Annotated in this window: 22 protein-coding genes and 1 riboswitch; of the genes, 7 read left to right on the top strand and 15 right to left on the bottom strand. The window is 65.8% G+C overall.

From position 1 onward, the window contains the following. Positions 1 to 161: 161 nt before the first annotated feature. Positions 162 to 1,361 (bottom strand): amidohydrolase, encoded by a 1,200-nt coding sequence (locus ACHL_RS06055; protein WP_015936420.1) that lies wholly within the window; start codon positions 1,359 to 1,361, stop codon positions 162 to 164. 96 nt (positions 1,362 to 1,457) lie between these two features. Further along, positions 1,458 to 2,591, bottom strand: coding sequence for a mannose-1-phosphate guanylyltransferase (locus ACHL_RS06050; RefSeq protein ID WP_015936419.1), 1,134 nt, complete (start codon positions 2,589 to 2,591; stop codon positions 1,458 to 1,460). A gap of 281 nt (positions 2,592 to 2,872) precedes the next feature. Between ACHL_RS06050 and sdhC the strand changes: the two genes are divergently transcribed. From sdhC to ACHL_RS06025, 5 genes are all read left to right on the top strand, one after another. After that, the gene (gene sdhC, locus ACHL_RS06045; RefSeq protein WP_015936418.1) at positions 2,873 to 3,253 is read left to right on the top strand and encodes a succinate dehydrogenase, cytochrome b556 subunit; all 381 of its coding nucleotides are present in this window, start codon (positions 2,873 to 2,875) and stop codon (positions 3,251 to 3,253) included. 3 nt (positions 3,254 to 3,256) lie between these two features. Beyond that, entirely contained in the window at positions 3,257 to 3,718 is a 462-nt protein-coding gene (locus ACHL_RS06040; RefSeq protein ID WP_015936417.1) for a succinate dehydrogenase hydrophobic membrane anchor subunit, read from the top strand. A gap of 110 nt (positions 3,719 to 3,828) precedes the next feature. Further along, positions 3,829 to 5,628 (top strand): succinate dehydrogenase flavoprotein subunit, encoded by a 1,800-nt coding sequence (gene sdhA / locus ACHL_RS06035; RefSeq protein ID WP_015936416.1) that lies wholly within the window; start codon positions 3,829 to 3,831, stop codon positions 5,626 to 5,628. A gap of 1 nt (position 5,629) precedes the next feature. Continuing rightward, positions 5,630 to 6,412 (top strand): succinate dehydrogenase iron-sulfur subunit, encoded by a 783-nt coding sequence (locus ACHL_RS06030; RefSeq protein ID WP_015936415.1) that lies wholly within the window; start codon positions 5,630 to 5,632, stop codon positions 6,410 to 6,412. 160 nt (positions 6,413 to 6,572) lie between these two features. After that, complete coding sequence (locus ACHL_RS06025; RefSeq protein WP_015936414.1) at positions 6,573 to 7,343, top strand: alpha/beta hydrolase family protein; 771 nt, start codon at positions 6,573 to 6,575, stop codon at positions 7,341 to 7,343. Positions 7,344 to 7,381: 38 nt separating this feature from the next. Here ACHL_RS06025 and ACHL_RS06020 read toward each other — a convergent pair whose 3' ends face one another. From ACHL_RS06020 to glyA, 11 genes are all read right to left on the bottom strand, one after another. After that, positions 7,382 to 8,680, bottom strand: coding sequence for an ABC transporter substrate-binding protein (locus ACHL_RS06020; RefSeq protein ID WP_015936413.1), 1,299 nt, complete (start codon positions 8,678 to 8,680; stop codon positions 7,382 to 7,384). Between the two features lie 122 nt (positions 8,681 to 8,802). Then, complete coding sequence (locus tag ACHL_RS06015) at positions 8,803 to 9,777, bottom strand: YihY/virulence factor BrkB family protein (protein ID WP_015936412.1); 975 nt, start codon at positions 9,775 to 9,777, stop codon at positions 8,803 to 8,805. Positions 9,778 to 9,814: 37 nt separating this feature from the next. Continuing rightward, entirely contained in the window at positions 9,815 to 10,408 is a 594-nt protein-coding gene (locus ACHL_RS06010; protein ID WP_015936411.1) for a 2'-5' RNA ligase family protein, read from the bottom strand. Between the two features lie 4 nt (positions 10,409 to 10,412). Continuing rightward, entirely contained in the window at positions 10,413 to 11,456 is a 1,044-nt protein-coding gene (gene trpS, locus ACHL_RS06005; RefSeq protein ID WP_015936410.1) for a tryptophan--tRNA ligase, read from the bottom strand. Between the two features lie 18 nt (positions 11,457 to 11,474). After that, positions 11,475 to 12,308 carry an exodeoxyribonuclease III gene (locus ACHL_RS06000; RefSeq protein ID WP_015936409.1) on the bottom strand — a complete coding sequence of 278 codons (834 nt, stop codon included), beginning with the start codon at positions 12,306 to 12,308 and terminating at the stop codon, positions 11,475 to 11,477. 10 nt (positions 12,309 to 12,318) lie between these two features. Further along, positions 12,319 to 12,879, bottom strand: coding sequence for a hypothetical protein (locus ACHL_RS05995; RefSeq protein WP_015936408.1), 561 nt, complete (start codon positions 12,877 to 12,879; stop codon positions 12,319 to 12,321). Positions 12,880 to 13,010: 131 nt separating this feature from the next. After that, on the bottom strand, positions 13,011 to 13,859 hold the full coding sequence (locus ACHL_RS05990) for an ABC transporter permease (protein WP_015936407.1): 849 nt from the start codon (positions 13,857 to 13,859) through the stop codon (positions 13,011 to 13,013). Between the two features lie 8 nt (positions 13,860 to 13,867). Beyond that, the gene (locus ACHL_RS05985; protein WP_015936406.1) at positions 13,868 to 14,725 is read right to left on the bottom strand and encodes an ABC transporter permease; all 858 of its coding nucleotides are present in this window, start codon (positions 14,723 to 14,725) and stop codon (positions 13,868 to 13,870) included. Continuing rightward, a complete protein-coding gene (locus ACHL_RS05980) occupies positions 14,718 to 15,695 on the bottom strand; it encodes an ABC transporter ATP-binding protein (protein WP_043793823.1) in 978 nt (325 codons plus the stop codon). Before ACHL_RS05980 ends, ACHL_RS05985 begins: the two co-directional genes overlap by 8 nt. 129 nt (positions 15,696 to 15,824) lie before the next feature. After that, complete coding sequence (locus ACHL_RS05975) at positions 15,825 to 16,727, bottom strand: bifunctional methylenetetrahydrofolate dehydrogenase/methenyltetrahydrofolate cyclohydrolase (protein ID WP_015936404.1); 903 nt, start codon at positions 16,725 to 16,727, stop codon at positions 15,825 to 15,827. A 3-nt stretch (positions 16,728 to 16,730) separates the two neighbouring features. After that, positions 16,731 to 18,029, bottom strand: coding sequence for a serine hydroxymethyltransferase (gene glyA / locus ACHL_RS05970; RefSeq protein ID WP_015936403.1), 1,299 nt, complete (start codon positions 18,027 to 18,029; stop codon positions 16,731 to 16,733). Positions 18,030 to 18,175: 146 nt separating this feature from the next. Further along, a riboswitch (ZMP/ZTP riboswitch) is annotated at positions 18,176 to 18,261 on the bottom strand. Between the two features lie 43 nt (positions 18,262 to 18,304). Here glyA and purU point away from each other — a divergent pair. Together purU and ACHL_RS05960 are read left to right on the top strand one after the other, a co-directional pair. Further along, a complete protein-coding gene (gene purU, locus ACHL_RS05965) occupies positions 18,305 to 19,165 on the top strand; it encodes a formyltetrahydrofolate deformylase (protein ID WP_015936402.1) in 861 nt (286 codons plus the stop codon). An 82-nt stretch (positions 19,166 to 19,247) separates the two neighbouring features. Next, positions 19,248 to 19,766 (top strand): gamma carbonic anhydrase family protein, encoded by a 519-nt coding sequence (locus tag ACHL_RS05960; protein ID WP_015936401.1) that lies wholly within the window; start codon positions 19,248 to 19,250, stop codon positions 19,764 to 19,766. A gap of 51 nt (positions 19,767 to 19,817) precedes the next feature. On the opposite strand, the gene ACHL_RS05955 is transcribed toward ACHL_RS05960, so the two are convergent. Continuing rightward, entirely contained in the window at positions 19,818 to 21,554 is a 1,737-nt protein-coding gene (locus tag ACHL_RS05955; protein ID WP_015936400.1) for a flavin monoamine oxidase family protein, read from the bottom strand. Between the two features lie 70 nt (positions 21,555 to 21,624). Continuing rightward, positions 21,625 to 23,127 (bottom strand): amino acid permease, encoded by a 1,503-nt coding sequence (locus tag ACHL_RS05950; RefSeq protein WP_015936399.1) that lies wholly within the window; start codon positions 23,125 to 23,127, stop codon positions 21,625 to 21,627. Positions 23,128 to 23,231 lie beyond the last annotated feature (104 nt).

Below are 23,231 nucleotides of genomic sequence, written 5' to 3'. Positions count from 1 at the left end.
ATTCAGTTGTGCACAACTTACTTTCTGTTCGCCGCTCCCCTGCAACGCGAAAAGGCGCGACGCCGGCACTTTGGTAAGTGCCGGCGTCGCGCGTTCTTCTTGCCTGCGTGGGCCGTACGGTGCGGCTGGGGCGTCCCCTGCCGCCCAGCCGGGAACGCGGCCTACAGGTCGCGGATGGTGCGCAGGGCCGCGCCCGTCAGTACCTGGATCCCGAGGCCCAGCGCCCGTTCGTCCAGGATGTAGTCCCCGCGGTGCAAATCATACTCCTCGCCGCCGGGCGTCTTGGTGCCCAGGCGCATCATGGCGCCGGGAAGTTCAGCCAGGAACCAGGCGAAGTCTTCGCCGCCCATGGACTGCGGGGTGAGCACCACGGCGCTCTCGCCAATCTCGGCGCGGGCGGACGCTTCGATGAGGGCGGTTTCGTGTTCGGAGTTCACCACCGGCGGCACTCCCCTGGTGTGCTCAAGCCGGACGTCCACACCGTACGGCGCCGCCACCTGGTGCACCACCTCATCGAGCAGTTCGCCGGCGGCGTGCCAGGCTTCACGGTCCAGGCAGCGCATGGTGCCGGCCATGTAGCCCACCCCGGGGATGGCGTTGGGGGCGGACCCGGCGGAGATCTGGCCCCAGACCACGGAGACCCCGCTGCGGACATCAACGCGGCGGGACAGCACGGCGGGCACGTTGACGGCGATCTGGGCCAGCGCAAAGACGAGGTCTTCGGTGAGGTGCGGACGGGAGGTGTGGCCGCCGCGGCCGGACAGTTCGATCCGGATGGTGTCCGACGCCGAGGTAATGGCCCCGATGCGGGTTCCGATCTTGCCCACCTCGATCCGGGGATCGCAGTGCAGCGCCAGGATCCTGGGAACACCGTCCAGCACGCCCTGCTCAATGCACGCATGGGCGCCGCCTGGCATGGTCTCCTCGGCCGGCTGGAAGATGATGCGGATGGTGCCGCCCAGGGGCGATTCCTGGTGCATGCGGTGCAGGACCAGGGCGATCCCCAGCATGGTGGTGGTGTGCACGTCGTGGCCGCAGGCGTGCGTTACGCCGTGGTTCTTCGACGCGAAGGGCAGGCCGGTTTCCTCGATGATGGGCAGGGCGTCGATGTCCCCGCGGAGCGCCGTGGCGATGGGGCCCTCACCGACATCGACGGTGAGCCCGGTCCCCTCAAGGCGGCGCGGCGCCAGGCCTGCAGCTTCCAGCCGCTCGGCCAGCTTGTCGGTGGTGCGGTACTCCTTGAACGAAAGTTCCGGATGCGCGTGGAGGTCCCGGCGGAATTCGATCAGTTCCGGCAGGAGCGGCTCCAGCCACGGAGCCACCAAAGCGGTGGGTTCGGCTTCAGTAGTGTAATTGCGCACTGCTTCACTCTAGCGATGGTGGCCGCAATAGCGTCCATCACAGTCGCCGCGTTACATCCCGGGCACTGCCGGTGCCCGGGATGTGGCTGCGGCGTCCTAGAGGACGTCGGTGTCGCCGCTGGCCTTTAGGGCGTCCACTGCGGCCTTGACCCGCTGCGAGTTGGCCATGGTGGTGACCAGGAGGGCATCGGGGGTATCCACGATCACCACGTCTTCAATGCCGATCAGGGCGATGACGCGCTTGGTATCGGTGACCACCACGCCGCTGGAGTTCTCCGTGAAGACGCGGGCACCCTCGCCCAGCACCGTGACGTCATCCACTTCCTTGGCGGAGTTGAGCCGGCCCACGGAGGCAAAGTCTCCGACGTCGTCCCACCGGAAGGTTCCGGGCACGACGGCGACGTCCCCGGCTTCCGCAGCGGGTTCGGCCACGGCGTAGTCGATGGCGATCTTCGGCAGCGTGGGCCATACCCGCGCGGTGACCTCATCCCGCTCCGGGGTATCCCAGGCGCGGGCGATCTCCTGCAGCCCCTGGAACAGTTCGGGCTGGTTGGCTTCCAGGTGCTTGAGCAGCAGCGCCACGGGAGCAACGAACATGCCGGCGTTCCAGACGTAGTTGCCGCTCTCGACGTACTGCTGGGCCACCGTCTCGTCCGGCTTCTCCACGAATTCCACAACGTCCTGGGCGCTGGGCGCTCCTTCAACGCGGAGCTCCTGGCCCGAACGGATGTACCCGAAGCCCGTGGACGGGTGCGTGGGCTTGATGCCGATGGTGACGATCTTCCCGGCGGCCGCTGTGTAGATTGCTTCGCGGACCGCTTCCTGGAAGAGCTGGTCCGGGCTGATGACCTGATCTGCCGCGAAGGACCCCATGATGGTGTCCGGATCGCGTTCGTGCAGGATGGCGGCGGCGAGTCCGATCGCGGCACCTGAATCCTTGGGCTCCGATTCAAGCACCAGGTCGGCGTCCTGCACTTCCGGAAGCTGCCGGCACACGGCATCGCGGTGCGCCTTTCCGGTGACCACCAGCATCCGGTCCCCCGCGAGCGGCTGGAGCCGGTCATAGGTGGCGCGCAGCAAGGTGCTGCCCGAACCGGTGAGATCGTGAAGGAACTTGGGAGCTGCGGCTCGTGACAGGGGCCAGAGGCGGGTCCCCACTCCGCCGGCCGGAATCACCGCGTAGAAGCGGTCCAGAGGTGATGCCGGGCTTGTCACTTTGTCTGTACTCATCACGGCTTACTTTAGCCGAATGGGTGCGGTTGCCGGTGTAGAAGGACCTGCGCCCCGGGGCCCGCCCGGAAGCAGCACAGCCGCTTTCAGAGCAAGGCTTTGTGGCGTTTGTCTCAAAAAATCAGAAAAACCGCGCCACTGCTGGGCAGCAAGATGCCCCTAAATTGAATAAGCTGTGAGCGAAGCCTAGATTTAGGCCTGAGCTACGAGTGCTCTCGCAGCAGGCGTTCCCCCCGCGTGGATCTCATGCCAGCGCCGCTGTGTTGCAGGGAGGTTTATCAGTGCCGACAAAACCAGCTGGCACCTTGTACCGCGGCCGTGAAGGCATGTGGTCTTGGGTAGGACACCGGATTACCGGTGTAGTGATCTTTTTCTTCTTGTTGGTCCACGTCCTGGACACAAGCCTGGTGCGTGTGTCCCCGGAGGCGTACACCGCCGTCATTGGCGCCTACAAGAATCCGCTGATGGCACTGGGTGAGACCGGCCTTGTCGCTGCGATCGTGTTCCACGCCTTCAACGGCCTGCGCATCATCGCAGTGGACTTCTGGAAGAAGGGCGCCAAGTACCAGCGCCAGATGCTCTGGGCAGTCCTGGGCCTCTGGGTTGTCACCATGGTTGCCTTCTCCATCCGCCACCTGTCCCTCGCCCTCGGAGGTCACTAAGCCATGACTGCAACCATCGAGAGCCCCCGCAGCGGGCGGATCGCACCCCAGTACCGCCGCAACGGCGGAAGCCGGGGCAACTTCGAGATGATCGCCTGGCTGTTCATGCGCCTCTCCGGCGTGGTGCTGGTGGTCCTCATCTTCGGGCACCTGTTCGTCAACCTCATGGTGGGCGAAGGCATCCACGCCATCGACTTCGGCTTCGTGGCCGGCAAGTGGGCAGACCCGTTCTGGCAGTTCTGGGACCTCGCCATGCTGTGGCTGGCCATGCTGCACGGCACCAACGGCGTGCGCACCATCATCAACGACTACGCAGAGAAGGACTCGACCCGCCGCTGGCTGAAGACGGTCCTTTACTCGGCCACCGTGGTCATCATCGTCCTGGGCACCCTGGTGATCTTCACCTTCGATCCGTGCCCCGTGGTGGACGGCGTTCCGCTGCCTGGCGGCTTCTGCCCTGCCTAGCACCAGCATCATCCCGGGCCCGCGGGCATAAACCGCGGGCCCTGTTGTGCGGGGACAGCAATACGCCCCCGTTTGTTTTATTGCGAATTTTGAGAGAAAGAGCGTCTGGTATGCAGGTCCATAAGTACGACGTCGTCATCGTCGGTGCCGGTGGCGCTGGCATGCGCGCCGCGATCGAATCCGGTCAGCGCGCGCGCACAGCAGTACTGACCAAGCTCTACCCCACCCGCTCGCACACCGGTGCGGCGCAGGGTGGCATGTGTGCAGCCCTTGCCAACGTCGAGGAAGACAACTGGGAGTGGCACACGTTCGACACCGTCAAGGGCGGTGACTACCTGGTGGACCAGGACGCCGCCGAGGTCATGGCCAAGGAAGCCATCGACGCCGTGCTCGACCTGGAAAAGATGGGCCTGCCGTTCAACCGCACGCCCGAGGGCCGGATCGACCAGCGCCGGTTCGGTGGCCACACCCGCGACCACGGCAAGGCACCCGTCCGCCGTGCGTGCTACGCAGCGGACCGCACCGGCCACATGATCCTGCAGACCCTGTACCAAAACTGCGTCAAGCACAACGTTGAGTTCTACAACGAGTACTACGTCCTGGACCTGCTGACGGTCGAAGAGGACGCGGTCCGCGAAGACGGCACCTCCTACAAGCAGAAGCGCGTTGCTGGTGTGGTTTCCTACGACCTCGCCACCGGCGAACTGCACGTGTTCCAGGCCAAGTCCGTGGTGTTCGCCTCCGGCGGCGCCGGCAAGGTCTTCAAGACCACCTCCAACGCCCACACCCTGACCGGTGACGGCATGGGTATCGCGTTCCGCCGCGGCATCCCCCTGGAGGACATGGAGTTCTTCCAGTTCCACCCGACAGGCCTTGCGGGCCTGGGCATCCTCCTCTCCGAGGCTGCCCGCGGTGAGGGCGCCATCCTGCGCAACTCGGACGGTGAACGCTTCATGGAGCGGTACGCCCCCACCATCAAGGACCTTGCACCCCGCGACATCGTGGCCCGTTCCATGGCCAACGAAGTCCGTGAAGGCCGCGGCTGCGGCCCTAACAAGGATTACGTCCTCCTGGACCTGACCCACCTGGAACCGGCGCACATCGACGCCAAGCTCCCGGACATCACCGAGTTCGCCCGCACCTACCTGGGCGTCGAGCCGTACACGGAGCCGGTGCCGGTGTTCCCCACCGCGCACTACGCCATGGGCGGTATCCCCACGAACATCGAAACCGAGGTCCTCCAGGACAACGACACCGTGATCCCTGGCCTGTACGCCGCGGGTGAGGTGGCCTGCGTGTCCGTGCACGGCTCCAACCGCCTGGGCACCAACTCCCTGCTGGACATCAACGTGTTCGGCAAGCGTGCCGGCGTCGCCGCCGCGGAATACGCCAAGACGGCCCAGTTCGTGGAGCTGCCGGAAAACCCGCTGGATTACACCACGGAACTGCTGGACATCGCCCGCAACGGCACCGGCGACGAAAAGGTGGCCCAGATCCGCAAGGAACTGCAGGACACCATGGACGCCAACATGCAGGTGTTCCGCACCGCGGACACCCTGAACCAGGTCTTGAGCGACATCGCCTCCTTCGAGGAGCGCTACAAGCACATCAACGTGCAGGACAAGGGCAAGCGCTTCAACCTTGACCTCCTCGAGGCCGTGGAACTGGGCTTCCTGCTGGAACTGGCCAAGGTCATGACGGTTGCTGCCCTGCACCGTGAGGAATCCCGCGGCGGACACTTCCGCGAGGACTTCCCGGACCGTGACGACGAGAAATTCATGAAGCACTCCATGGCGTACAAGGATGACCACGCGCCGGCTGACGGATCGGCGGAAGCAATCGCCGGAATCCGGCTGGCCACCAAGCCGGTCGTCTTTACCCGCTACGAGCCGATGGTGAGGAAGTACTAAGATGACCGCTGAAATCGCTGAGCCAGCCTCAAAGATTGAACTGCCTGCCGGCGTCGGCGGGGGCGGCGAAATCCCCACGTTCGATGTCCACATGCGCGTCCGCCGGTACAACCCGGAGGTCTCGGAAGAGGCAACCTGGGACGACTACCACCTCACCATGTACGGCACGGACCGCGTCCTGGACGCCCTGCACAAGGTCAAGTGGGAGATGGACGGCAGCCTGTCGTTCCGCCGCTCCTGCGCCCACGGCGTGTGCGGCTCCGATGCCATGCGCATCAACGGCCGCAACCGCCTCGCCTGCAAGACCCTCCTGAAGGACCTGGACACGTCCAAGCCCATCACGGTGGAACCCATCAAGGGCCTGCCGGTGGAGAAGGACCTCATTGTGGACATGGAGCCGTTCTTCCAGTCCTACCGCGAGGTCATGCCGTTCCTGATCAACAAGGGCCACGAGCCCACGAAGGAACGCCTCCAGTCCGCTGAAGACCGTGAGCGCTTCGACGACACCACCAAGTGCATCCTTTGCGCTGCGTGCACGTCCTCCTGCCCGGTGTTCTGGACCGACGGCCAGTACTTCGGCCCGGCCGCAATCGTCAACGCGCACCGCTTCATCTTCGATTCCCGTGATGACGCCGGCGACATGCGCCTGGAGATCCTCAACGACAAGGAAGGCGTGTGGCGCTGCCGCACCACCTTCAACTGCTCCGAAGCATGCCCCCGCGGCATCCAAGTGACGCAGGCGATCGCCGAGGTCAAGCAGGCGATCCTCTCCCGCAAGATCTGACGAAAAACACCCCAGACGACGGCGCCGTCCCCACCCAAGGGGGCTGGCGCCGTCGTCGTATCATCACCAAGACGCACGTTGCCCTATCAGATATGGTCCCAAAACCGGGTTTTAGGAGCCTTATCTGATGGGGCAACGGCAGGATCAGGAAGGGGACACCGTGTCCCGCTCAGAGAAGGTCACATTCGCCGGTTCCACCGGAGAGATGCTGTCCGGCATCATCGACATCCCGGACGGCCCGGTCAAGGGCTGGGGCGTCTTCTCGCACGGTTTCACCCTGGGCAAGGACGCGCCGTCCGCGTCGCGGATGTGTAAGGCGCTGGCGGACAGCGGCGTGGGCATGCTGCGGTTCGACAACCTGGGCCTGGGCGGATCCGCCGGCGAGTGGTCTGCCGGCTCCTTCAGCCACAAGGTTGCCGACACGGTCAAGGCTGCGGAGTTCATGCGCAGCGAGGGCAAGGAAATTTCGCTGTTGGTGGGCCACTCCTTCGGCGGCGCGGCAGTCCTGGCCGCGGCCCGGGAGATCCCGGAGCTCGACGCCGTCGCAACAGTTGGCGCGCCCTTCTCGCCCAAGCACGTGGCCCACGTCTTCGACGCCGCCCTGGACCGGATCCTGAGCGAAGGCAGCGCCGAAGTCGACCTGGGCGGCAAGCGCGTGGAGATCCGCCGGCACTTCGTGGAGGACCTGGAAAACGCCGACCTCACGGACTGCATCCGGCAGCTGCACAAGCCGCTGATGGTGCTCCACTCCCCCACCGACAACACGGTGGGGATCGAGAATGCCAGCACGATCTTCCAGACGGCCCGGCACCCCCGGAACTTCGTCTCGCTGGAAGGCAGCGATCACCTCCTGACCGGCAAGGGGCAGGCTGCGCGGGCGGCCAGGATTATCGCGGCCTGGGCCGACCAGTACCTCGACGCCGCGCACTGACCCGCCCGGGCTGTTCGGGCCGTCCGTCCGGGCGCTGCCTACTTGCCGATAGCGGCCTTGCTTTCACTGATCCACTGTTCGGCCGCCTTTTCGGGGGTCAACCGCTTGAACAGGACGTCGGTGTTGATCCTCGCCGTGATCTCTGAGACCGCCGTCGACCCCGTGGGCCCGATGTAGGTGGGCGCGAAGTCCATCTTGCCGACCTCACCGATGTAGGCAGCTTCGACCTTGCCTTGCGGCGTCAGGAGGTCCTGGATGGCCGTGCGCATTTCGGGGTTGCTGGGCACGCCGCGGTCGCTTTGGATGATCTTGGCGGCGGCCTGGTTATTGACCAGGAAGTTCACCAGCTTGGCCGCGGCTTCGGTGTGCTTGCTCCGGGCGGAAATGGTGTAGAACTGCGATGACTGGAGCCAGATGCCCGGTGTGGGCTTCTCGCCGGGGAGCTTGAGGAGTTTCAGTTCGGCTCCGGAGGCCTTGCTGAGCGCCGTCAAAGAGTTGCTCCACGTGAGCATCATGCCGGCCTGGCCCATGCCCATGAGTGTTTGTTCGGTGCTGACGCTGAGCTTTTCCACTGTCTCGGAGGCGTTGGGCGCAGCGCCGGACTCGCTGAGTTTGAGGGAGAAGTCGAAGTAGTCCTGGACTGTCTCCTTGGTGAGACCAAGCTGGCCGTCCTGGGTGTAGAGGGACTCCCCCCGCTGCCGTGCGAAGGCGTCCAGGGAGTCGTGGGTGAGGACCGTTGCCGTCCCAGAGGTGCCCTTGGGGCTCTTCGCCGTCACGCTCGCGGCGGTTTCAGCAAAGTCCTCCCAGCTCCAGGTGGCATCGTCCGGGAGGGGAACGCCGGCCGCCGCAAAAACGGCGGGGTTCACCACGATGGCGAGGGCGTTGGCACCGGTGGAAATGCCGTACTGCTTGCCCTGCACCTGGCCGTTGTCCAGCGCCCCCTGGTCCATCTTGCTGAGGTCGAGTTGACCCCGGACCGTTGAGAGGTCCAGCAGCGCCCCACGGTTGGCATACTCCGCCGGGTAGGCACCGCCCATGGTGATGACGTCCGGTGCATCGTTCGCGGCCACCTGGGTGGCGAGTTTGTCGAAGTAACCGCCGATGTCCCCGAACTCGGGCTTCACCTTGATGTCAGGGTTCGCGGCTTCGAATTCGGCGATGGCCTTGTTGGTGAGCTCTGCGCGGCCCGCATTGCCCCACCAGGCGAACCGGATCTCCACCGGCCCGTCGCCTCCTCCGCCCGACGGTGCGGAACACGCGGCTGTCAGCCCAAGCAGGCATGCCGCGCTGAGCATTGCGACGGATTTGCGGAGGCGGTGGGTGCTGTGACGCGTCATCGAGCCAGCTTCTTCCCTCGTCAGAAAGCGGTTTCGTGAAACGTATCACAAAGGGATGGCCGCCAAAAGGCCCTGCCGCAATCGGGGACGCCGGCCGCCCTGCAGCGGCGCGGAGCGGTTCTTCAGGTTTGGGGAATGGTGTGGCGGGCGCCGAGGATCGATTTGCGCGGCTTGTCCCCCGCGGCCAGGTCGGCTTCACGGACGGCGGACCAGCCTGCCGAAACGAGGTACACCTGGCTGACGAAGTTGAACCAGATCAGCAGCCCGATGATGATGGCAAACGGCGCCAGGATGGGATTGCGGCCGGCACCGCCCAGCAGTTCGGTGCTGAAGACCTGCAGCACCGTGGTGCCGATGGCGGCCAGGATGGTGCCTTCCAGGAGGGCGCGGCGGGAGAGCTTGAGCCCGCCCGCCAGCCGGAACATGATGAGGGCCGTCACCCAGCTCAGGACCAGCGGAACGGCAATTTTGATGAGCGTCGTCAGCGGGCCGGCCACAGCATCGTCAAGGTGCAGGACATCAGAAACCCAGCCTGCTGCCGTACCGAAAATCAGTGACGCGCCGGCGCTGATGACGAGGGCTACCCCGAGGAGGAGCAGGGTGCCCGCGTCCCGCAGCTTGAGGACCACGGGGTTGACCACCAGGGGCGGCAGTTCCATGACGCCCCGCAGGCCGTCCCTGAGCCCGTTGATCCAGCCCAGGGAGGTGATGATGGTGACGATGGCCGCGATGATGGCAGTAAGTCCCAGGCCCTGCGGGTTGAGCATGTCCTGGGGGTCCACCAGGCCCGTTCCGCCGTCCACCTTCAACAGGCCCGGGGCGCTTGCAGCCACGCTGCTGACGATGCTGTCCAGCAGTGCAGGCTGTCCGCGCAAAACCAGCCCCGCAACGGAGAACCCGGTGGCCAGCAGGCCGGTGATGGAGAAGAACATGTTGAAGCCGATGCCGGCGCTCATCAGCGGGCCGTGCTGGAGGCTGTAGTGCCGGAACACGCGCATGGGACGGAAGGCGTTCAGCCGGGCAAGCAGCCATTGGACCATGGCCAGGAGGGATTTGACACCCCCGCCGCCGGACCTGCGCGCCTTGCTCCAGTCCATGCGCTTTTGGCTGACGGCCAGTTGCAGCTTGGCCCGCTCAGTGGGAAGAGGCTGCCCCGCCGGTTCGGGATGCCGCTTCCGCAGCACCGTCCGCGAATCGGGTGCCGGCGTCGTTGTCAGTTTCGGTCCCAAAGTCCAGCTCTTCCCGTAGCTGCCAGATGCCGTCTGCATCATGCTCGTAGAGTCCCATGCTAACCACGGGGAAGGTGGCCTTGTAGTCTTTCAGCACCGTTTCCGCCTCATCGAGGCTTTCCGGGCTGACATCGTGGGCGATGGTGACGTGCGGGTGGAAAGCGAAGGGCAGGTCACGCTGCAGCGGGCCCTGCTGGAGCTTTTCGTGCAGCTCGACGCACTCGTCGAAACCGTCCTCGACCTTGATGAACACCACCGGTGAAACGGGGCGGAAGGATCCGGTCCCGGCGATGGTGACCATGAAGGGGCTTTGCCGGCGGGCCACGTCCCGGACGTGGGCCAGGGTGGCCTCCCAGTCATGGGTAGGCGTGGTGGTCACCAGCGTGATGTGCGCAGGCACCACGCCGGCCAGCGGATCGCCAAAGGACGCACGCCATTGCTGGAGCTCTGCTGCTATGCCAGGCGGGAACCCGAGGATGACGCCGACGCTGGAAGACATGGTGCTAGCGGACTCCTGCGAGGCTGTGGGACGGCAGGAAACCCATGCGCTCGTAGACCTGGGCCATCGTCACGGAGGCAATCTCGCGGGCACGCTCGGCACCCAAGGCCAGCAGCCGGTCCAGCTCCGCAGGATCGGCCATCAGCTCATTGGTCCGGTTGCGCAGCGGGGTAACGAAGTCCACCACCACCTCAGCGAGGTCCACTTTGAGGTGGCCGTACATCTTGCCCTCGTACTCGGCTTCGAGATCCGCCACCGGCTTGCCGGTCAGCGATGAGTAGATGGTGAGCAGGTTGGAAACGCCGGGCTTCTCCTCGGGGTTGAACCTGATCTCGGTGCCGGCATCGGTGACGGCGGACTTGATGCGCTTGGCGGCGATCTTCGGGTCCTCCAGCAGCTGGATGGCACCGTTGGGCGACTCTCCCGTTTTGGACATCTTGGCGCTGGGGTTCTGGAGATCGTAGATCTTTGCGCTCTCCTTGAGGATGGTGGCCTCAGGGACGGTGAAGGTGGCGCCGAACTTGGTGTTGAACCGCTGGGCAAGGTTGCGGGTGAGCTCGAGGTGCTGCCTCTGGTCTTCGCCTACGGGAACCAGGTCCGTCTGATACAGCAGGATGTCCGCGGCCATCAGCGTGGGGTAGGCGAACAGCCCCAGGGTAGCGGTGTCCGCGCCGGACTTCTGGGTCTTGTCCTTGAACTGGGTCATCCGGGAGGCCTCGCCGAAACCGGTGATGCAGTTCAGGGCCCAGGCCAGCTGGGCGTGCTCGGGAACGTGGGACTGTACGAAAAAGATGCTCTTGTCCGGGTCGATCCCGGCCGCGATGTACTGGGCAGCCACGATCCGCGTGCGCTTGGCAAGCTCCGCGGGGTCAAAGTCCACGGTGATGGCATGCAGGTCAGGGATGAAGAACACGGCGTCGTACTCTGCCTGCATGTCAACCCAGTTGCGGACGGCTCCGATGTAGTTGCCCAGGTGCAGGGAGTCTGCGGTGGGTTTGGCACCGGAGAGGATGCGCTTCTTGGCGGCCGGGGTGGGCTGGAGTGTCATGCGTGAGACTTTCGGGGCTTAGAGCTGGTAGTCCACTACCAGCGGGGCATGGTCGGAGAAGCGGGTGTCGTACGTGGCGGCACGGTCCACGACGGCGGACGTTGCGGAGGCTGCCAGCGCCGGCGTCGCCAGGTGGTAGTCGATGCGCCAGCCGGCGTCGTTGTCGAAGGCTTTGCCCCGCCACGACCACCAGGTGTACGGCCCGTCCATCTCGCCGGACATGGTCCGGTGGACGTCATGCCAGCCAATGTCCTCACCCAGGAACCGGTCAAAGTAGGCGCGCTCGTCCGGCAGGAAGCCGGCCTTCTTGAGGTTGCCCTTCCAGTTCCGGATGTCCAGGGGGGTGTGGGCCACGTTGAGGTCACCCACCACGAGGGCATGGTCGCTGTGCTTGGACAGCTCCGGAAGCCGCGTGCTCATGGCGTCCAGGAAGCGGTACTTGTCGTCCTGCTTGGGGGTGTCCACCTCGCCGGAGTGCACGTAGGCGCTGGCAACGGTGAGCTGCACGCGTTCCCCGGAGGCATCGGTGACGCGGAAATCGGCTTCAACCCAGCGGCCGGCGGTGGCAAAGTAGTCATCGCCGATCCCGTTGCGGGTGGCAATGGGCTCTTCGCGGGAGGCAATGGCAACGCCGGCGCGGCCCTTGGCCTCGGCTTCTGCGTGCAGGATGTGCCAGCCCTCGCCCAGCAACTGCCGGACAATGGCATCGGGCGCACGGACTTCCTGGAGGCAGAGGATATCCACGTCGCGCGGCTCCAGCCAGGCGGCCATGCCGTTCTTGTAGGCAGCCCGCAAACCGTTCACGTTAACGGATGCGATGCGGAGGTGGTCCTTCTTCAATGCCGAGCTCACCCGCTCCACTCTAGTCGATGATGGTTCCGGCCACGGGCTCGCCGTTGCCGGAGGACCTGATCATGTCCCGGGCGTTAGTGGCCGTGATTTCAATCGTCTCAAGGGCCCGGTTGATGGTGTCCTGGTTGGCGGCTGCACCCTTGGCGCGCTCGTCCTCCACGACGCGGACCTGCACCTGGACGATCTTGAAGGAGTGGTCCAGTTTCAGGTCACGGACCTCGTCGGCCTGGCTGCGTTCGGACACCACAGTGGTTCCGCCGTGATCAGCCGCTGACTGCATCGGTCCCCGGCCGGCTGCGGTGGCGAAGGCATTCTGGGCCTCGCTGAGCTTCGCCCCGGCCTTCTTGGCCGCCCGCTGGATGCTGAAGACCACGAAACAGGCGAGGGCGAGCCAGAAGGCGGCAATAACTGCAACAACCCAGCCCACCACATCGTTCTGGTTTGCCGCGAAGATCACGGCAACGATGAACGCGGTCACCAGGACCATCAGTCCGGGTCCGCTGATGCGGAACATCGAGAAGCCGCCCTTGGCGGCGTGGGGAGCTGAATTGGGGTTGCCCAGAGATTGCATGCACCTATTCTCTCAAACAGGGCGGCATGCTCCAGCCGCCTTCCACCCCGGGCGAACACCCAACTGGGTAGCAGCAGATGTCGTTTAGACGGCTGTAAACGACATCTGCTGCTACCTAGTTGGGATGGGGGCTACTTGAGGAACAGGGACCGCAGGCGGAGGGTGGTCAGGAGCATGCCCGCGGCTGTCATCACCAGGTAATAGCCGATGTGCACCGCAGTGGCCCCGGTGAAGACGCCGACGCTGATCTGGCGCAGCAGCTCCACCCCGTGCCACAGCGGCATGGCCTGGATGAACCACTGGATGGGTTCCGGGTAGACGCTCAGGGGGTAGAACGTGGCGCTGAACAGGAACATCGGCAGCAGGATGAAGTTGATCCAGTCCATTTGCTGGAAGGTCTTCAGGAAGCTGGTGATTCCCATGCCCAGGCTTGCGAAGCCAAAGGCAATGAGCACCGATGCCGGGATCATCAGCAGGGCCCAGGGCGAGGTGATCAGCCCCATCACTCCCATCACGGCCGTGAAGCCGGTGGCGTAGAGCATGCCGCGCAGGAGCGCCAGGAAAATCTCGCCGAGGGCAACGTCCAGCGGCCCCAGCGAGGTGTACAACATGCCCTGGTACAGCTTGGCGAAATTCATTTTGAAGAACACGTTCCACGTGGAGTCGTACACCGCCCCGTTCATCGCGGAGACTGCCAGCAGTGCCGGGGCAATGTAGGCCGCGTAGCTGATGGTGGTGCCATCGGGACCTTCAACCGACCCGACAATGGCTCCCAACCCCACCCCCATGGAGATGAGGAAGAGCACCGGTTCGAAGAACCCGGACAGCATGACCAGCCAATTGGTGCTCCTGGTGGCCATCAGCCCGCGGGCGATGACCGCCCGGGCGTTGCGGGAGTACAGCGGGCCGAAGGTCCGGTCCCGGGCCGCCGCAGAAGCGGCGCCCGCCGGGCCAGCACCGCCGGCAACGGCGTCACCCATGCGGGTGCTCACTGTCCCATCCTCAGGGCGAAGCGGCGGCGGGTCAGTGTCCAGCCCAGCGCCGCCAGGCCCACAAGGACGGCAAGGTGCAGGAGCGTCAGCAGTGGAGGCTCCTGGTAGCCGTAGCTGAGGACCCGTCCCAGTTCGGTGCCATGCCAGATGGGTGATATCCAGCCGATCCAGCGCACAGCCAACGGAAGGGTGTCCAGGGGGAAGAAGGTTCCCGAGAACAGGAACAGCGGCATCACGATGAACCGCATCACCAGGGCGAACTGGCCTTTGTCCTCGGTGATGGAGGCGGAGTACGCCATCAGCGGCAGGCCAAACGAAAGCCCTGTCAGGGTGGCAACCAGGATGGCCGCCCATCCCCAGCCCGACGGCGAAGCGCCGAACAGTGCCACGGCGGCGAAGTAGATGGCGGACTGGAGCAGCAGCCGCAGCGTGACTGCCATGATGTGGCCGGCCGCGATCTGCCCGGGGGTCAGCGGCGAAGCGTGCGGGCCGTAGTAGGTGCGGCGCCACTTGAACCCGTCCATCACGGGAAAGGTGAACTCGTTGGCGGCGGTCATCACACCGGCGGACACCAGGAGCGCCGGGGCGATGAACGCGAGGTAGCTGACCCCTCCAAAAGCTGCGCCGCCCTGCCCGTCCACCAGCGTGGCCAGTCCCACCCCCATGGCAAACAGGTAGGCCACCGGCTGGCCCACGCTGTACATCACGATGGACCAGCTGTAGCCCTTCATCACGCGCAGCACCTGCTCCGCGTAGTAGAAAGCTCCCCAGCGCCGTGCCCTCGCGGCGGCGACAACGGGGCCGTGGGCCTGCAGGACAGGCTTGGTCCCCGGGGCCGGCCGTGCGTCAGTCAACGAGGCTCCGTCCGGTCAGCCGGAGGAAAACGTCCTCCAGCGAGGACCTCCGGACCAGCGAGGTCAGCGGCCGCAAACCGCGGTAAGCAACCTGCTCAAGGGCTGACTCGCCGTCGTCCGCGTAAATCAGCACCCGGTCCGGCAGCACCTCAAGGCGTTCGCCGATGCCGTCCAGCTCCGCCGCGATGGTGGTGTTCCGTTCGGAGCCGAAGCGCAGCTCCACCACCTCCCGGGTGGAATGCTCGCGGATCAGCCGCGCCGGCGACCCCTCCGCCATGATCCGGCCCTTGTCCACCACGATCAGCCTGTCGCACAGCTGCTCTGCCTCGTCCATGTAGTGGGTGGTGAGGATGAGCGTGACGCCCTGTTCCTTGAGCCGGAACAGCCGGTCCCACAGGATGTGCCGTGCTTGCGGGTCAAGCCCGGTGGTGGGCTCGTCCAGGAGCAGGATGCGCGGTTCGTTGATGAGGGACCGGGCGATGGTCAGCCGCCGCTTCATGCCTCCGGACAGGGCGTCAACCTTGGATTTGGCTTTGTCGGTCAGCTGCGCGAATTCCAGCAGCTCGTCGGCTTTGGGTTTCAGGTAGCTCATGGGCAGCCCGAAGTAGCGGCCGTAGACCAGCAGGTTGTCCCGGACCCTCAGTTCCTCGTCCAGGTTGTCCTGCTGCGGGACCACGCCCAGGTGCGCGCGCACCTCCGGTCCGTTGGTGTCCGGGTCCAGGCCCATGATGTCCAGGGTGCCCGAGGTGCGCCGGGTGACCCCGCCGATCATCTTCATCGCGGTTGATTTCCCGGCGCCGTTGGGGCCTAGGAGCCCGAAAGACTCCCCCGCAGGCACCGAGAAGGAAATGCCGTTGACGGCAGCGAGGTCGCCGTACTTCTTGGTCAGGTTTCCGGCGGCGATGACCGTGGGGCGCGACGGCGGGCTGCCGGACCGGGTGCCGGACGGCAGGAAGGCTTCGTTGTGCACCCTCCGCACACTAGTTGAGCTGCCGGGGATGTGGAAGGGCACTTGCAGTTTGGGGTTAACGCACGACGGCGGCGCGGAACCTTTCGCCCGAAAGGTTCCGCGCCGCCGTCGTGCGCGTTTTTGCCGTGGCTAGCCGGCCGATTCGACCGAGCGTTCCGCAGCTTCCACCACGTTGGTCATCAGCAGCGCCACCGTCATGGGGCCCACACCGCCAGGGTTCGGCGAGATCCAGCCGGCCACCTCGGCGGCGGCGGGCTCGATGTCGCCGTGGACGCGGCTCTTGCCGGTCTCCGGATCGGTTTCCCGGGTAACGCCGACGTCCAGCAGGGCGGCGCCCGGCTTAACGTCCGCGGCCTTGACGATGTGCTTGACGCCGGCAGCGCCCACAATGACGTCCGCCTGCCGGAGCAGTTCCGACAGGTTCTTGGTGCCAGTGTGCGTCAGCGTCACCGTGGCGTTGACAGCCCGCCGGGTGAGCAGCAGGCCGATGGACCGGCCGATCGTGACGCCGCGGCCGACTACCACCACGTGCTTGCCCGCAAGGCTGAACCCGTTGCGTTCCAGGAGTTCGATGACGCCGCGGGGCGTGCACGGCAGCGGAGTGGTGATCTCCCCGTTGACGTTGAGCACCAGGCGGCCGAGGTTGGTCGGGTGGAGCCCGTCGGCGTCCTTGGCGGGGTCGATCCGTTCCAGGATGGCGTCGGTGTCCAGGTGCTTGGGCAACGGCAGCTGCACGATGTACCCGTGGCAGTCGGGATCCGCATTGAGTTCGTCAATGAGGGCCTCGACGTCGGCCTGGGTGGCGTCAGCCGGCAGCTCGCGCTGGATCGAGTTCATCCCGATCTGCACGGACTGCTTGTGCTTCATGGAGACGTACAGCTGCGAGGCGGGGTCGGCGCCCACAAGCACAGTTGCGATGCCGGGGGTGACGCCCTTGGCCTTGAGTGCGGCCACGCGTTCGGTCAGCTCGGCCTTGATGGCAGCGGCGGTAGCCTTGCCGTCCAGGATCTGTGCGGTGGTGGTTTCAGTCATCGGTTACCACTGCTCGTGCTGGGGGTAGAGCGGGAAGTCGGCAGCGAGCTTGTCCACGCGTGCCTGCAGGGCCTCGACGTCGGCGCTGTTGCCTGCCTTGAGGGCGGTGGCGATGATCTCGGCCACCTCGGTGAACTCGGCGGCGCCGAAGCCACGGGTGGCAAGTGCCGGCGTACCGATGCGGAGGCCGGAGGTGACCATCGGCGGGCGGGGGTCGAACGGAACGGCGTTGCGGTTCACGGTGATGCCCACGGAGTGCAGGAGGTCCTCGGCCTGCTGGCCGTCCAGCTGGGAGTTGCGCAGGTCAACCAGGACCAGGTGCACATCGGTGCCGCCGGTCAGGACGGAAACGCCGGCCTCGGCGACGTCGGCCTGGTTCAGGCGGTCGGCGATGATCCTGGCGCCTTCCAGGACGCGCTCCTGGCGCTCCTTGAATTCCTGGCTGCCGGCGATCTTGAAGGCCACAGCCTTGGCTGCGATGACGTGCATCAGCGGGCCGCCCTGCTGGCCGGGGAAGACGTTGGAGTTCAGCTTCTTGGCCCACTGCTCCTTGGCCAGGATTACACCCGAGCGGGGGCCGGCGAGGGTCTTGTGCACGGTGGAGGTGACGACGTCGGAGTGCGGCACCGGGCTCGGGTGCAGGCCGGCGGCAACAAGGCCGGCAAAGTGTGCCATGTCGGTCCAGAGCAGCGCGCCCACTTCATCGGCGATCGAGCGGAAGGCGGCGAAGTCCAAGTGGCGCGGGTAAGCGGACCAGCCGGCGATGATGACCTGCGGCTTCTCGGCAATGGCCTGCTCGCGGAGCTTGTCCATGTCAACGCGGAAGTTGTCTTCCTCCACCTGGTAGGCAGCCACGTTGTAGAGCTTGCCGGAGAAGTTCAGCTTCATGCCGTGCGTCAGGTGGCCGCCGTGGGCCAGCGACAGGCCCAGGATCTTGTCGCCGGGGGTGATCATGGCGGACAGTGCCGCGGCGTTGGCCTGCGCGCCGGAGTGCGGCTGGACGTTGGCGAACTCGGCGCCGAACAGGGCCTTGACCCGGTCGATGGCCAGCTGCTCTGCGACGTCGACGTATTCGCAGCCGCCGTAGTAGCGGCGGCCCGGGTAGCCCTCGGCGTACTTGTTGGTCAGGACCGAGCCCTGGGCCTCCATGACGGCACGGGGGGCAAAGTTCTCGGAGGCAATCATTTCCAGGGTGCCGCGCTGGCGGCCAAGCTCCTGGTCCAGGACTGCCGCGATTTCGGGGTCGAGCTCAGCCAGCGGCTGGTTGCTCACTGCTGTGGTTGAGGTGGCTGTAGTAGTCACGAGAAACTCCTGGCTAGGGAAACGGGCACTGCTAAGGTCAGGCTACCGGCTGGCGCACTCCCGCACCGCCTTGATGACAGGGCGTGAAAGCGCCCGGCATGGTGCTGCTGCGCTGGCGCGGGGCAGCCCAATTCCGGCAAAACATGACCCTCGGCCCAGGCGTACGATCCGTGGTCTTCGTGATTGCCGCTCCCTGGTGGTTAGCCACCCAACGCCAGTTGCGACGCATCCAGCCTACCAAAACCGGCACTTGCCGCGCGGGTAGGCTATTACGCGTGAATGAAGACCAGCTGAACCAAGCCTACGTACTTACCCTGTCCTGCCCGGACCGCCCCGGAATCGTCCACGCAGTGGCCGGCGCCCTGCTGGTGGCGGGCAGCAACATCATGGATTCGCAGCAGTACGGCAGCCCGGCCACTGGCAACTTCTTCATGCGGGTGGAGGTCACCACCGCGGCCCCTGCCTCCGAACTGCGGGCAGCCCTGGAGCCTGTGGCAGCGGCCTTCTCCATGCAGTGGAGCCTCAATACCGTGGGCGACAAGGTCCGGACCCTGATCATGGCCAGCACGTCGGCCCACTGCCTCAACGACCTGCTGTTCCAGCAGCGCTCCGGCACGCTGCCCATCGAGATTCCCGCCATTGTCTCCAACCACCGGGACCTGGCCGGGCTGGCCGAGTTCTACGGCGTCCCGTTCCACTACATCCCGGTGACCAAGGACACGAAGGAGCAGGCCGAGGACAAGCTGCGCGCCCTGCTTGCCGAGCACGATATCGAGCTGACCGTCCTGGCCCGCTACATGCAGATCCTTTCTGATGAGCTGTGCACCGACCTCACCGGCAAGGCCATCAACATCCACCACTCGTTCCTGCCGTCCTTCAAGGGTGCCAAGCCCTACCACCAGGCCCATGCCCGCGGCGTGAAACTGATCGGCGCCACCGCCCATTTCGTCACCGCGGCCCTGGACGAAGGCCCCATCATCGAGCAGGAAGTCATCCGGGTGGACCACGCCCGCACCCCGGAGCAGTTCGTGCAGATGGGCCGCGACGTCGAGGGCCGCACCCTGGTCCAGGCCGTGCAGTGGCACGCCGAACACCGGGTCCTGCTGGACGGCAACCGGACCGTGGTCTTCAACTAGGTAGCAGCAGATGTCGTTTTGGGGGCCCAAAACGACATCTGCTGCTACTCAGTTGGGTGCAAGGGTGGCTTAGGGTGAAGCCATGGCTCCCCTTTACCCTTTCGGCGGTCACTCCCCCGCCGTTCACGAAACAGCGTTCATTGCCCCGTCGGCGTCCATCATCGGCAACGCCACCCTGGCTGAAGAATCCAGCGCGTTCTACGGCGTCTCGGTCCGGGCGGATACTGCCGCCATTACGGTGGGTGCCGGCAGCAACCTGCAGGACAACGTGGTGCTGCACGCGGACCCCGGCTTCCCCTGCACGGTGGGCGAACGGGTCAGCGTGGGGCACGCCGCCGTCGTCCACGGCTGCATCGTGGAGGACGACTGCCTGATCGGCATGGGCGCTACCGTCCTCAACGGCGCGGTGATCGGCACTGGTTCGCTGGTGGCGGCCGGCGCCGTGGTGCTGGAAGGAACGGTGGTTCCGCCCCGCTCGCTGGTGGCCGGGGTTCCCGCCAAGGTGCGCCGGGAACTGACCGAGGAAGAGTTCGACGGCGTCCGCGCCAATGCGTCACGGTACGTGGAGCTCGCGGCGCAGCACCGCGAACTCCACGCCTGAGGTTTCGACAGGCTCAACCACCGGCGGCAGGATCAACCACCGGCGGCAGGCTTAACCATCGAGACTGATCGGGCCCAGTTCGTCCAGCAGATCGCCCGGCCCGGGGTTGCCGGCCGCGGATGAGCCGCCCAGGTGCTTCACGACGCCCCAGACTGCGTTCAGCCCGGTGGTGACGGCACCCTCGGCCCAACCCGCGGTGAAAGAAACGTCGTCGCCCGCCAGGAAGATGCCGCGCTGTGATTCGGGCAGGGAGTCCTGCTTGAAGTGGGTGAAGAGCCGCTGCTGGTAGCGGTACTGGCCCGGCAGGTTGGCTTTGAACGCGCCCATGAAGTTGGGATCTGCTTCCCAGGACACGGTGATGGGCTGGCCCACGATGTGGCCCGCGATGTCCACACCCGGGTAGATCTGCTCCAGCGAGTGCAGCATCAGCTCCACGCGCTCGTCCGCGTCGAGGGCAAGCCACTTCAGCGCGTCATCGTTCCAGGTGTACGACAGCAGGATGACGGCAGGCTGGTCAGGGCCGTTATCCAGCAGGTACGTGGCACGGTTCAGCCGGTCCGTCAGCGTCATGGACAGGACCTCGTTCCCGGTTTCCGGGTCGATGTCCTTCCAGAACGGCCGGTCCACCATGACGAAGGTCTTGGAGGACTGCATGTAGTGGGAGCGTTCGATGGCCGTCCACAGCTCGGCCGGGAACAGCGCCTCCTCGGTGTGGATCCGGGTGGACAGCAGCCACGACTGGCACGTGGTCACCACGGCGGGGTAGCTGGCCTCCCGGCCCCAGCGTTCACGGACCCGCAGGTTCCCGTCCGGGTCCCGGCTGATCTTGCCCACGGCGCCGCGGGGCGAGCCGGAGTGCAGCGATGCCAGGGACGTGCCGGCGGGCCAGTGCGCCAGGTCCGACGGCGCGTGCTGCCACAGTGCTTCGGGCAGCCGTTGCGCTCCCCCGCGGATGAGCCGGTGCTGGTCGTCCGCGTCGGTGTAGACCACGCGCAGGATTTCCAGGATGGAGTTGGGGAAGTCGGTGTCCCAGCCGCCGGTCCCAAAGCCCACCTGCCCGAAAGCTTCACGGTGCGCGAAACCTGCCGCCTTAAAGGAGTCGCTGGCAGCGATAAACCCGTAGAACGTCTGTTCGTCCATCAGCGGGAGCAGTTCGTTCCAGAGTTCCTTAATCCGGGCAGTGTCGCGCCGGCGGATGGCATCCTGCATCTCGCCGAACTTCGCACCATCGTTGACGGCTGCTTTCCAGGCGTCTGCGACTTCGCGGAAGAACGGCGGCAGGTCGCCCGGCTTTTCCGCGTAGTGCTTCTTGCCGGCGAGTTCGATCACCGTGCTGGAGGTGGCATCCGAGAGCGGGTTGGGGAACTCCTGGGTTTCCAACCCGAGCAGGTCCACGTAGTGGTAGAAGGCCTTGCCGGAGACGGGAAAGCGCATGCCGCCCAGGTCAGCCACCACCCCGGGTGCGGCCGGGAAGTTGGCAGTCCGCAGCCGGCCGCCGATCTGGTCCGCTTCGTAGACCACCGGCCGCAGCCCAAGCTTCATCAGCTCGTAGGCGGTGACCAGTCCGGAGAGCCCGGCCCCGATGACGGCGACTTCGGTGCCCAACAGTTCATCCGGAACGGCGCCCAGCCCGCCGGGGTGGGCCAGGTAGTGGTCGTAGCTGAACGGGAAGTCCGGGTTGAGCATGGTGATGGGCGCGGGCTGCTCCTGCGGATGACGGGGAGCGTTTTCCGTCAGCGTTGAGGTGCTTGACGGATCGGAGGCGGGAAGCTCGGTAGCGGTTGTCATTGGATATCTGCCTTCGGGGTTTACTGCGGGCTGGTTCGAATTATCCGGGGTTGTCGCCGGGAGTTGTGGTTCAGGACTGGTGGTTCGCGGCCGGCACGTCCAGGTGTTCGCTGCCGCCGAGGGCAGCCACTTTGGAGTTGCGGCGGCCGTAGCCAAAGTAGGCGGCCACTCCCACGAGCATCCATGCCCCAAAGGTGATCCACGTATCGGCGCCGAGGTTGGCCATCAGGTAGATGCACATGAAGGCGCCAAGAATCGGAGTCACCGGGAAGAGCGGCACCCGGAAAGTACGTTCGAGCTCGGGCCGGGCACGGCGGAGGTAGATGACCGCCACGTTTACCAGGGCGAAGGCGAACAGGGTGCCGATGCTGGTGGCGTCGGCCAAGGCGCCCAGGGGCACCAGGCCGGCGGTGAGCGCGACGGCGATGCCGATGATCAGGGTCCCGGCAGCGGGGGTTCCGGTGCGGCGGGAGACGCGGCTGAAGACCTGTGGCACCAGGCCGTCGCGTGACATCGAGAGCAGGATCCGGGTCTGGCCGTAGAGGACCGTCAGGACGATGCTGGCAATGGCCAGTACGGCTCCGACGGCGAAGACCAGGGCGATCCACGGCTGCCCGGTGGTTTCTTCCAGGATCTTGACCAGGGCCGCCTCCGTGCCGTCGAACCATCCCCACGGCCGGGCGCCGATGGCTGCCACAGCAACCAGGACGTAGATGGAGGTGACGATGAGCATGGAGAGCATGATGGCCCGGGGAAGGTCGCGCTTGGGATTGCGCGCTTCCTCGCCGGCCGTGGAGGCGGCGTCAAAGCCGATGTAGGAGAAGAACACCCGGGAAGCTGCCGCGGAGACGCCCGCAGCCCCCATCGGCAGGAGGGGATCAAAGTTGCCGGCGTTGAACGCGGTGAATGCCACAGCGCAGAAAAAGAGCAGGATGCCGACCTTTACCGCCACAATGGCGGTGTTGATCCAGGCGCTTTCCTTTGCGCCGCGGACCAGCAGGACCGTGGCAAGGAGGACGATCACCACAGCCGGAACGTTAACCATGCCGCCATCGCCCGGGGGCTGTGACAGCGCGTCCGGAAGGACAGACCCGAAGACGGCCAGCGCCTCATTGACGTACTGCCCGGCGCCCACAGCCACGGCGGCCACCGAGACCGCGTACTCCAGTACCAGGCACCATCCGCAGATCCACGCCATGCCTTCGCCCATGGTGGCGTAGGTGTACGAGTAGCTGGAGCCCGCAACCGGCACCAGCCCGGCCATTTCCGCGTAGGAGACGGCGGACAACAGGGCGGCGAGGCCCGCAATCGCAAACGAGATCCAGATTGCCGGGCCGGCCAGCGGAACGGACTCCCCCAGGATCACCAGGATGCCGGTACCGAGGGTGGCGCCGACGGAGATCATAGTCAGTTGCAGCACGCCGAAGCTCCGCACCAACCGGGGTCCGCCGGTGCCGGCATCCGCTTCAGCCGCCATCATGGCGAGGGGTTTGCGGCGGAGCAGTTGGGTGCCGAGCGAGGGGCGGCCGTCCGCGCGGCCGGTCGCCTGGCCTGGAAGTGTGGGCACAGTCATCGTTGACGTCCGTTCATGGGTCGGTGGATGGTTGGATTCCCCACCCCAGCGTAGGGGTGTGAGCGGCATCTCAACGGGGTGCAAAGTGACCTATAGTGAAAGCC

It is taken from the genome of Pseudarthrobacter chlorophenolicus A6 (assembly GCF_000022025.1).
Lineage (GTDB): Bacteria > Actinomycetota > Actinomycetes > Actinomycetales > Micrococcaceae > Arthrobacter > Arthrobacter chlorophenolicus.
The sequence above is the reverse complement of the archived record's forward strand: the minus strand, read 5'-3'. Positions and strand labels throughout refer to the sequence as shown.